7 protein-coding genes are annotated in these 7590 nt (G+C 50.9%); all 7 read left to right on the forward strand.

All coding sequences use genetic code 11. The features are described from left to right. The first annotated feature begins 437 nt into the window (after positions 1 to 437). A complete protein-coding gene (locus Q0323_RS05970) occupies positions 438 to 1076 on the forward strand; it encodes a 1-acyl-sn-glycerol-3-phosphate acyltransferase (protein WP_298052497.1) in 639 nt (212 codons plus the stop codon). Further along, positions 1057 to 1410 (forward strand): hypothetical protein, encoded by a 354-nt coding sequence (locus Q0323_RS05975; RefSeq protein ID WP_298052500.1) that lies wholly within the window; start codon positions 1057 to 1059, stop codon positions 1408 to 1410. The genes Q0323_RS05970 and Q0323_RS05975 overlap by 20 nt, the downstream gene beginning before the upstream one ends. Then, positions 1407 to 2336, forward strand: a complete 930-nt coding sequence (locus Q0323_RS05980; RefSeq protein WP_298052503.1) for a phosphatidate cytidylyltransferase — start codon at positions 1407 to 1409, stop codon at positions 2334 to 2336. Before Q0323_RS05975 ends, Q0323_RS05980 begins: the two co-directional genes overlap by 4 nt. A 7-nt stretch (positions 2337 to 2343) precedes the next feature. Next, on the forward strand, positions 2344 to 2898 hold the full coding sequence (locus Q0323_RS05985; RefSeq protein ID WP_298052506.1) for a DUF1287 domain-containing protein: 555 nt from the start codon (positions 2344 to 2346) through the stop codon (positions 2896 to 2898). Between the two features lie 38 nt (positions 2899 to 2936). Next, positions 2937 to 4976 carry a bifunctional alpha/beta hydrolase/class I SAM-dependent methyltransferase gene (locus tag Q0323_RS05990; protein ID WP_298052508.1) on the forward strand — a complete coding sequence of 680 codons (2040 nt, stop codon included), beginning with the start codon at positions 2937 to 2939 and terminating at the stop codon, positions 4974 to 4976. Between the two features lie 505 nt (positions 4977 to 5481). Then, complete coding sequence (locus Q0323_RS05995) at positions 5482 to 6996, forward strand: phosphatase PAP2/dual specificity phosphatase family protein (protein WP_298052511.1); 1515 nt, start codon at positions 5482 to 5484, stop codon at positions 6994 to 6996. 188 nt (positions 6997 to 7184) lie between these two features. Next, on the forward strand, positions 7185 to 7590 hold a 406-nt coding region (locus Q0323_RS06000; RefSeq protein ID WP_298052515.1), incomplete at its 3' end, for a hypothetical protein.

Here is a 7590-nt window from a genome sequence, read left to right on the forward strand (position 1 = left end):
TTAATAGCTATCTCCAAAATCTACGCAAGGTAAATTTGTCTAAATTTGATATAATTGCAAAAGTTTTAAGCTCGCCTCGGCGCGGGCACGTAATCGTTATAAATTTGGACTTGTTTAAATTTACGAGATTTTTTGAGACGAGGATAAAATATCGCGACGAATTTGTCCGCTTAATTTAGACGTTTTAAAAGACGCGGCCCGCAAAATGCGCTTAGTTAATTTCGAGCGTTTTATCAAAGTCGGCGAAATCAAAGGCAAGTAGCAAAAGCGGCAAATTGTAGGCATTACTTAAAACCGTATCAGCTTTAATCGCCTCAAATTTATGTCTAGCTCGTTTTCAGCGAGATGGGCAAGAAGCTCATTTGCCGCACGCAATCGTAAAATTGAGGGCGTCACAAAAAATGAATTTGAAAAACAAAAGAGTAAAAGGATACAAGATGAAAAATTTTTTAGCGGCCGCGCTTGATTTTATCCTTTGCCGTATTACTATATTTATCACGGGCGTACGGCCGCCGCAGGAGCTTTTAAACATCGGCGACGGTACTAAAATTTACTACGCAAACCACGCTAGCCACGGCGATTTTTTGCTGATTTTCGTCTCGCTGCCTTACCGCGTGAGAAAGCGCGTGCGCCCCGTCGCGGCGGCGGAGTACTGGGAGAGCGGGCCCGTGCGCAGATTTCTTGCTAAAAACGTATTTAATATGGTGCTAATCAGCCGTCATAAAGATCCGTTAGAGGCGCTAACGCAAATGAGCGAAGCGCTGCAGACACACTCTCTCATCATCTTTCCGGAAGGCACGCGCAATATGGACGACGATCTCGCGCTACAGCCGTTTAAAAGCGGGATATTTCGCCTGGCGCAGCAGTGTCCTGACGTCCCGCTCGTGCCCGTATGGATCAAAAACGCGAGAAACGTCCTACCTAAGGGCTTTTTCGTGCCTATTCCGCTGCTTTGCGAGCTGATAGTGGGCGAGGAGATAACCTACGGCGGCGAGGGCAAGGGCGAGTTTTTACAAAAGGCGCGGGACGCGCTGCTAGCGATGAGCGATACGCAAAATGATAGAACGAAAGCCTAGCACGGCGGCTTTGGCGAGAGCGGTAAATTTAAGCCCTGTAAATCCGCCACGTAAGACGGGAAAATTTGCGACCGATTTTTACGGCAAATTTGACGACGAACCTTCTAAAGCGGCGGCTAAAAGCGTCAAATTTAAAAACAAAGCCCAGGCTAAAACGCTCGCCTCGCCGCAAATCAAATTTGACCCAAGCGTGAGCCAAAAGCGCGAGCTTTTTTCGCTAACAAATTTAACCGCCCGCAGGGCAAACCAAACGCGCGTAAATTCAGCTCGCTCGGAGCGCTCTGAAACAGACGTCAAATTTAGCTTCAAATTTAACCAAAAGGCACTAAAATGAACCCGCAAAATCATATATTAAATCTATTTTTAGGACTCATCGCGGTGCTAGTCGTCTCTAGCGCCGTTGCCTTTATCCTAAAGGCAAAATTGGGCGCCCAGAACAAAACCATTGCAAATTTGACCTCGCGTATAAACGCCTGGTGGGCGATGATTTTGGTGATTTTTGCATTTACGTATATGGGCAAAAACGCCGTGATATTTTTGTTTTTGCTCGTGTCTTTTGCCGCATTGCGCGAGTTTTTGTCGCTCATCTACATCCGCAGGGGCGATCACATCGCGCTCGTGGCGTGTTTTTACGTGATTTTGCCCGTGCAGTATATATTTATATATGCTGATTGGTACGCGATGGCGATGATATTTATCCCGGTTTACGGATTTTTGTTTTTACCGATTTTGGCGGCTATTTGCGGCGATGCGGCATATTTTTTAGAGCGCTCGACGAAGATCCAGTGGGCGCTGATGATCTGCGTGTTTTGTATCTCGCACATCCCCGCGCTTCTTTTGCTGGATCTTAAACAGGGCAGCAGCATGGAGCTGATGCTGTTTTTGATCATAGTCGTGCAATCTAGCGACGTGCTGCAGTACGTCTGGGGCAAGCTTTTTGGCAAGCGCAAGATCGCGCCTAGCATCAGCCCGTCTAAGACCGTGGTCGGCTTTGCAGGAGGCGTTCTTAGCGCTAGCGCGCTGGCTACGTGCCTGCATCATCTCACGCCTTTTGGTGCGGTAGGGGCGTTTTTTATCGGGCTTGCCGTTTGTATGATGGGCTTTTTAGGAGGGCTTGTTATGTCTGCGATCAAGCGCGATCTGGGCGTCAAGGACTGGGGTTATATGATCAGCGGGCACGGCGGGATGTTTGACCGCATGGACTCGTTGTGCTTTGCGGCGCCGATATTTTTTCACATAGTTAGATATTTTTACGCGTGAGGTTTTGATGAAAATTTGGAGCAAAATTTTACTTTTAGTGCTCGCGGCAAATTTTGCCTTTGCGTTTTTGGCCGAAAAGCTCGTGCAAGACGCTAGAGCGCAGGTCGGGCAGACGCTATTTTACGACCCTTCGTACTCAAGGCTAGCCTATCCGATAGGCGACGTGGATATGATAAAGGGCGTTTGTACCGACGTCGTGGTTAGGGCGTTGCGCGGACAGGATATCGATCTGCAGCGGCTCATCCACGAGGATATGAGCGCGAATTTTAGCGTCTATCCAAAAAACTGGGGCGCGAAAAAGACCGACAAAAACATCGATCATCGCCGCGTATCAAACATCGCGACCTACCTAAAACGCAAGGGTTACGAGGCGAAAGGCGAGTTTAAGGCGGGCGATATCGTGACGTGGCGGCTGGATAACGGCAGGCCGCACATCGGTATAGTTTCGGATAAATTTGTAGGCGGCAAAACCCCGCTCGTGATCCATAACATCGGGCTTGGCGCGCAGGAGGAGGACGTGCTAAATGTTTACGAGATAACGGGGCATTTTAGGATAAAATAAGCGTAAAAATCGATAAATTTAAGCAAGAAAGGCAAAAAATGGAGTTTAAAGAGAGCTACTTTATAACGAGCGACGGGGCGAGGATATTTTACAGATACCGCCTGGCTGCGGACGTAGCGTGCGAAAACCAGAGCGCAGACGAAGTAAATTTAAGCAAAGATAGTAAATTTGACGGCTCAAATTTAAGCGCCGGGGCCGCAAACGAAACGTCAAATTTGACTATCGAGCAAGCAGGCGGCGCGGATGAAAATGCGGAGCCTGATTTTAGCGGCGAGGGTAAAATTGATGAGCAAAATTTACCAAACAATGGCGAAAACTCGGACTCAAATTTAAACGAAGCTAGCAAATGCGGCGCGTCAAATTTGAGCGAGAAAGAGCTAGCCAAAAACGCCGAACAAAATCTCAAATTTAAAGCCGCGCCGAATGCCAAAGCCGTAGCGATATTTCACCGCGGGCACGAGCACTCGGGCAGGACGACGCACGTGGCAGACGGGCTAGCGGACGAGAGTTTGAGCTATTTTGCCTGGGATCAGCGCGGACACGGCAGGAGCGACGGAGAGCGAGGCGACGCGCCGAGTATCGGTCGTCTCATCGCCGACGTGGACGAGTTTGTGGCGCATATCGAGCACAGATTCGGCTTTGATGCCCGAAATCTAGCCGTGATAGCCCAAAGCGTGGGCGCGGTGCTGGTCTCTGCGTGGCTGCACGACTACGCTCCGCGCGTTCGCTGTGCGGTGCTAGCTAGCCCCGCGTTTAGTGTGAAGCTTTACGTGCCGTTCGCTAGAGCGGGACTAAAGGCGATTTACTGCGCTCGCGGAAATTTTTTCGTAAACAGCTACGTCAAGGCCCACTATCTCACGCACGACAAACAGCGCCAGGCCAGCTACGACGCCGACTCGCTCATCACTCGCGCGATCTCGGTGCGCATACTACTGGGGCTTTACGAGGCGGCACGGCGCGTGGTTTCGGACGCGGCCGCGATCACGACGCCTACGTTACTGCTGATCTCAGGCGATGACTGGGTCGTGGAGCACGTCCCGCAGCACGAGTTTTACAACGCTCTTGGCGCGCGCGTAAAAAGGCGCGAGATTTTAGAGGGATTTTACCACGATACGCTGGGCGAGAGCGAGCGAGAGAGAGCGTTTGAGATCGTGCGCGAGTTCGTCGGCGAGAGGTTTAGAGCGCCTTTTAGCGAGGTGGACTGCACGCACGCGGACGAATACGGCTTTAGCCGCGAGGAGGCCGATAGGCTGGCTACGCCGCTGCCGAGATTTAGCCTGAAAAATTTGCGGTTTAAATTTCAGCGGATATTTATGCAAGCCGTTTCGCCGTGGGTCGGCGGGCTAAAGATCGGCGAAAATACCGGCTACGATAGCGGCAGTACGCTTGACTACGTCTACCGAAACGAGCCGCAAGGAGCGAATAAATTTTTCAAATTTATCGACAAATTTTACCTAAACGCCATCGGCTGGCGCGGTATCAGAGAGCGCAAGCGAAATATCAAGCTAGCTATCGACCAAGCCGTAGCAAAGCTACAGGAGCGAGGCGAGCCGCTACGACTGCTAGACATCGCCTCGGGACACGGCAGATATATACTAGATGCCGCGCAGGGGCATAAATTTGAGCGCATAACGCTGCGCGACTACAGCGACATAAACGTAAAAGCCGGTAGCGAAATGATAAAGGAGCGCGGGCTGGAGGATGTCGCGAGCTTTACGCAGGCAAATGCGTTCGAAGCCGCTAGCTACGAGGGTCTGCAAGGCGCATATACGCTTGGCGTCGTGTCGGGACTGTTTGAGCTTTTCCCCGATAACTCGGTCGTGCGCACCGCGCTACAAGGCTTTGCAAGCAGCGTAAAAAGCGGCGGTTACCTCATCTACACCAACCAGCCGTGGCATCCGCAGCTTGAGATGATCGCGCGCGCTCTATCTAGCCACAGGCAGGGCGCTGCGTGGATCATGCGCCGCCGCAGCCAAGCCGAGATGGATCAGCTTGTGGAAAATGCGGGGTTTAAAAAGGTGAAAGAGTGGATAGATGGGGATGGGATATTTAGCGTGAGTTTGGCTGTTAAAATTTAGCGGCTTGTCTTTTGAGTGCTTTTGCGGATTTCGTTAAAATTTGACTCGATAGGCTACATGCCTTATCTTCGTCAAATTTTAACTTCAAAACCCCAAAAATCATCTCAAAATACTTCGCCTTATCGCTTTACGCTCAAATTTGCAAATCTGAGCCACCGAGGCCTGTGCTCCAAAAATGCTAAACTAAAAAATGTGCGGCGCGACAGCGCGGGATAAAACTGCGCAAAGCGCAGCAACCTCTCACGTCGTAGGGAATAGGGGATCGTTAAGGGGGAAGGGAGCGACTTCGTAATTCAAGCCCCTTCCCCCTTAACAAAAAAGATTGACTTGCACAAAAAGTTTAATTCATAACGATAAATTTGACTAATTCAAATTTAGTACCTTAAAGATGCGGGTCTCGGTGAGTAAAATTTACAAATTTGCGTCAAGCAAACGATCTCGGACCGATAAATCCGTAAAAACGCAAATCCGATAAAATTTGATAGAATTAGCAAAAAAGGCAAAAATGAAAACAAAACCGTTTTTATCGCAGCTGGCCGCGCTAGTCGTCGTTGCGGCGATATTTTACGCTAGCTACGGCACCACGAACGCCCTCGCGAGCACTCGCGCAAACGTACCCGAGATCTATTTTGCATGGGAGCGCGCGCTGCCGTTTTGGGCGTGGAGCATCGTGTCGTACTGGTCGCTAAATTTACTCTACGCGCTTGGATTTTTCCTCTGCCGCGACAGCCGTGAGCTCGCGCGCTACGTCACGCAGCTACTAGTCGCTCAGATGATCGCGACGCTATTTTTTATCATTTTTCCTCTGCAAATGTCGTGGGAAAAGCCCGCAGTTTCGGGCTTTAGCGGCTTTTTGTTCTCGAGCCTGGCCGCCTTTGACCTCCCGTTTAATCAAGCCCCGTCGCTACACATAATACTTTGCGTCGTGGTGGGCGCATTTTACCTTCGCAAGGCGCGCTCGGTTTGGCTTAAGGCGGCGCTTGCCTTGTGGTTTGCGCTCATCGGCCTTAGCGTGCTGACCACGTATCAGCACCATTTTATCGACATTCCGACGGGTCTGGCCGCGGGCTGCTTGGTGCTACTGATTCGCCCGCTAGAGGGCGCGCCGCTTAGTTTCGCCATGGCTAGGGAGGCTGCTCGCTACAAATGGGCGGCGCTATATCTGGGGCTTGCGTTTTTGACGCTTTTTGCGGCGATTTTGGGAGCTAAAATTTGGGGCGCGTGGATGCTGTGGCTATCGTGGGCGAGCCTTAGTTTTGCGCTGGTTGCTTGCGGTTACGCCTTTTTGGGCGCGGGAGTTTTTGCTAAAAACGGGCAAGGCAAACACGCCGCCGCGGCTAAAGCCTTACTCTTTCCATATCTTTGCGTAGCGCGGTTAAATGCGATTTTTTGGTTGCGCGGACGACGGATTTCAGACGAGATTTTGCCGGGGCTCTATCTAGGCTCGGTTAAGCAGGCGGGCAAATTTGACGCGGTGCTAGATCTCGCGGCCGAGTTTGAGCGGCCTGGCGGCGCGCAAATTTATGCGAGCCTACCTATGCTAGATATGATAACGCCGAGCGCGGACGAGCTAAAACGAGGCGCAGAGGAGCTTGAGTGGATAGTAAAAACGACTCTTTGCGGCGGCGAAAATTTACCGCAAACAGCGGCGGAGCCGGGATCAAATTTTAACACCAAAGCGGGCTACGCGCACGGGCGAGATTTTAAATTTAACGAGCAAGCGGACTCGCGGACAAATCTGCAAACCCGCGGCACGGCAAACGAAAGCGAAATCGCCGAGTCGAGGCAAACTCTCGCAGACTCAAACGAGCGAGCCGCCGAGCAAAACGATAAAAAGGTGCTGGTGTGCTGCGCGCTTGGCTACGGCAGGAGCGCGTCGGTGCTGCTTGCTTGGCTGGTGATTTATGCGGGACTGGGCTTTGACGAGGCGCTAGATTTGCTAAAATCTCGCCGAGAAAAGATCGCAGTCGCTAGCTCGCTGCGTGAGCGTATAGAACAGATAGCCGTCCGCACCAGCTAAATTTGAAAGCGGAGTAAAGAAGCCGCAAATTTAAGCGCGAAATAGGCGCAGGCTAAATTTGATCAAGTCCGGTTTGAGGGATCAAATTTAAAAAATTTGCAGGCTGGAAACAAGCGGTATTGCAAAATTCTCGGCGAAAACGAACGGGAAATTTAACCAAAGGCGAACGCCCAAAATGAGGAGGGAAAATGACGAATGCGGAGCAAAACGAAAAAGCGGCGCAAGGCAGGGAGCAGGAATGCCGCCAAAGGACGGACGATAGAGCCTTGGCGCTGGTTGCAGCTAGATTTTTAGCGACGCATAGGCTGTTTTTCTTGTTAAATTTACTTCAGCTGGCCGTCTGCCTTCGCATTTTTGCAAATTTTGCCGTAATTGCGGGCTTTTTAGCGGCTTTTGCGGGGCTATTTTATCTGCACGTTAGGCTGCATTTTGATACATTGATTTTTAGAGATTTTGCGGAGGGGAGGCTTGATTGCGGCAAATTTGACGCGGCGCTTGCGGAGCTAAATTTATCTAGCAAGCCGCCCAAAATCCGCGATATGAAAAGTCGCTGCGCGGGAGCTTTGCGGCTATATAAATTAACGGCCGCGCTTA

It is taken from the genome of uncultured Campylobacter sp., assembly GCF_938030145.1.
GTDB lineage: Bacteria > Campylobacterota > Campylobacteria > Campylobacterales > Campylobacteraceae > Campylobacter_B.